This window comes from Streptomyces calidiresistens (assembly GCF_014141525.1).
Taxonomy (GTDB): domain Bacteria; phylum Actinomycetota; class Actinomycetes; order Streptomycetales; family Streptomycetaceae; genus Streptomyces; species Streptomyces calidiresistens.
In genome coordinates, this window is record NZ_VKHS01000653.1 from 1 (window position 1) to 3153 (window position 3153).

Here is a 3153-nt window from a genome sequence, read left to right on the forward strand (position 1 = left end):
GCGGGGGGCGGCGGGGCGGAAACGCCGGACGCCGGTCACCCCTCGCGGGGGCGACCGGCGTCCGGATGCGCGGAGGTCCGGTGCTCACGGACTCCCGACGGGGTGGGGCCCGTCACTCACCGGCGGTCTCGGCGGGGGCCGCACCGCCGCCGTTGCCGCGCGAGCGCCGACGGCGCCGACGCGGGGCGGGACGGTCGCCCGCCGCGGCGTCCGCCCCGGCGGGGGCGTCCGGAGCGGCGTCGGTCGCGACCGCGGGGGTCTGCTCGGCGCCGCCGGCGGTGCCGCCCGAGCGGGTGCGGCGGCGCCGGCGCGGCTTGCGCGGGGCATCCTCGGCGGGCGCGTCGGTCACCGTGTCCGCGGGGGTGTCCGCGGGGGACGCGGGGGCGTCGGCGGCACCCTCGCCGGTGGGCACCCCGTTCCGGGTGCGGCGACGGCTGCGGGTGCGACGGGGGGCCCGCTCCTCCTCGGTCTCCGCGCCCCGGCCCCGGCCGCGGGCCTCCCGGCCGCGACCGCCGCGGCCCGGCTCGCCCAGGTCCTCGAGCTCCTCGGCCTCCAGCCCGGCGCGGGTGCGCTCGGCGCGGGGCAGTATCCCCTTGGTGCCCGCGGGGATGCCCATCTCCTCGTACAGGTGCGGGGAGGTGGAGTAGGTCTCCACCGGCTCCGGCAGTCCCAGCTCCAGCGCACGGTCGATCAGCTGCCAGCGGTGGAGGTCGTCCCAGTCCACGAGGGTGACGGCCGTACCCCGGGCGCCGGCGCGGCCGGTGCGGCCGATCCGGTGCAGGTAGGTCTTCTCGTCCTCGGGGGTCTGGTAGTTGATCACGTGCGTGACGTTGTCCACGTCGATGCCGCGGGCGGCGACATCGGTGCACACCAGCACGTCGATCTTGCCGTTGCGGAAGGCCCGCAGCGCCTGCTCGCGGGCGCCCTGGCCGAGGTCACCGTGGACCGCGCCCGCGGCGAAGCCGCGCCGACCGAGCTGGTCGGCGACGTCGGCGGCGGTGCGCTTGGTGCGGCAGAAGATCATCGCCAGCCCCCGGCCGTCCGCCTGGAGGATACGGGCCACCATCTCCACCTTGTCCAGGGAGTGGGCCCGGTAGACGCGCTGGGTGACGCTCTTGACGGTGTGGCCCGTGTCGTCCGGGGCGGCGGCCCGGATGTGGGTGGGCTGGTTCATGTACCGGCGGGCCAGCGAGATGACCTGGCCGGGCATGGTCGCGGAGAAGAGCATCGTCTGCCGCCTGGCCGGCAGCAGCTGGATGATGCGCTCGACGTCCGGGAGGAAGCCCAGGTCGAGCATCTCGTCGGCCTCGTCGAGGACCAGGGCGCGGACCTCGGAGAGCCGCAGCTTCTTCTGGCCGGCGAGGTCGAGCAGCCGGCCGGGGGTGCCGACGACCACGTCCACGCCCTTGCGGAGGGCCTCGACCTGCGGCTCGTAGGAGCGACCGCCGTAGATGGCGGCGACCCGGACGTTGCGGACCTTGCCCGCGGTGAGCAGGTCGTTGGTGACCTGCTGGCACAGCTCGCGGGTCGGGACGACGATCAGTGCCTGCGGGGCCTCGGTCAGCTCCTCGGGACGGGCCCGGCCCGCCTCGACATCGGCGGGGACGGTGACCTTCTCCAGCACCGGCAGGCCGAAACCGAGGGTCTTGCCGGTGCCGGTCTTGGCCTGCCCGATCACGTCGGAACCGGCCAGGGCGACGGGGAGGGTCATCTCCTGGATGGGGAAGGGGGTGACGATGCCGACGGCTTCGAGGGCCTCGGCGGTCTCGGTGAGGATCCCGAGATCTCGGAACGATGTCGCGGTCAGGGTTCTTGCCTCTTCTGTGTGACGCGGCGCGCGGCGGCGAGGCGGGTCGTGGCGTACCGCGCTCGGTGCCGGCCCGGTGGGGCGCGGGTCGTGCGGCGCGGGACCCGGTCATCTCGCTCAAGCGCGCACACCGCGCGAGCGGGTCCTTCATCACGGACTCACACGGTCCGCGTGGAGGGCGGTCGGGTCGGAGCCGATCGGGCCACCGACCGGGCATCCGCGGGCAGCCGGCCGCTCGGCCGAGCGGGGCTGGTGTTCTCCACATGTGAATGGGACCCACCGAGTACGCGGCAGGTCCATATCACTGTACCCCGGAACCCCGCATCCGCGTTAGGGCCGGCGTTCGGATCATCTGCCGGCCCGCTATTGTGCGGTTCCATGGAGACGCCCGCGAAGCCCGCCGCCGACAGTCCCGAGACGGCAGACTCCCCCACCGGTCGGAACGACGGGCCGACCGGCTCCATCGCCGCCCGGGACTGGGCAGCCGCCTCGTCCGACCCCCGCTACCGGGACGCGATCGTCGATCTGCTGGGCGCGTTGGCCCACAGCGAACTCGTGGCCTTCGAGCGTCTGGCGGAGGACGCCAGGATGGCTCCGGGTCTCGCCGACAAGGCGGCGCTGGCGCGGATGGCGGCGGCGGAGTTCCGTCACTTCGAGCGGCTGCGGGACCGGCTCTCGGAGATCGACGCGGACCCCTTCGAGGCGATGGAGCCCTTCGACGCGCCGCTGGCGGAGTTCCACCGGCTGACCGCGCCCTCCGACTGGCTGGAGAGCCTGATCAAGGCGTACGTCGGCGACGCCATCGCGGCCGATTTCTACCGCGAGATCGCCCACCGGCTGGACTCCGACACCCGGGCGCTGATGCTGGAGGTGCTGGACGAGACCGGGCACGCGGCGTTCGTGGTGGACCGGGTGCGCGCGGCGATCGGGGAGGACCCCCGGGTGGGCGGTCGGCTGGCGCTGTGGGCGCGGCGGCTGATGGGCGAGGCGCTGGCCCAGGCCCAGCGGGTGGTGGCCGAGCGGGACGCGCTGTCCACGATGCTGGTGGGCGGGGTCTCCGACGGCTTCGACCTGGCGGAGATCGGCCGGATGTTCTCGCGGATCACCGAGGCGCACACCAAGCGGATGACCGCCCTGGGTCTGGCCTCCTGATCCTCCGCCCGGCGGGCCGCCCCGGCCGTCCCCGGCCCGGTGTCGGGCGCCGGGGCACCGCCCCGCCGGCCCCCCGGGGCGGCGCGGCGGCCGGTTCCGGTGCCGTGCCGCACCGGACGCCGCGAGGGGACGGACACCGGCGCCGAGGCGGCACTAGGCTCGCGCCATGACGTCCGCGCCCCCGCCCGCCCCGC

At 75.3% G+C, this 3153-nt stretch carries 2 protein-coding genes; one reads left to right on the forward strand and one right to left on the reverse strand.

All coding sequences use genetic code 11. The annotated features are described in order from the left end of the window. Positions 1-112: 112 nt before the first annotated feature. Entirely contained in the window at positions 113-1711 is a 1599-nt protein-coding gene (locus FOE67_RS21015) for a DEAD/DEAH box helicase (protein ID WP_438874273.1), read from the reverse strand. A gap of 474 nt (positions 1712-2185) precedes the next feature. Between FOE67_RS21015 and FOE67_RS21020 the strand changes: the two genes are divergently transcribed. Beyond that, positions 2186-2959, forward strand: a complete 774-nt coding sequence (locus tag FOE67_RS21020) for a ferritin-like fold-containing protein (RefSeq protein ID WP_182666403.1) — start codon at positions 2186-2188, stop codon at positions 2957-2959. The last annotated feature ends 194 nt before the right edge of the window (positions 2960-3153 follow it).

Coding starts and splice junctions, on each gene's coding strand:
- FOE67_RS21015 (WP_438874273.1), bottom strand. CDS start 1,711: ATGACCCTCCCCGTCGCCCTGGCCGGTTCCGACGTGATCGGGCAGGCC.
- FOE67_RS21020 (WP_182666403.1), top strand. CDS start 2,186: ATGGAGACGCCCGCGAAGCCCGCCGCCGACAGTCCCGAGACGGCAGAC.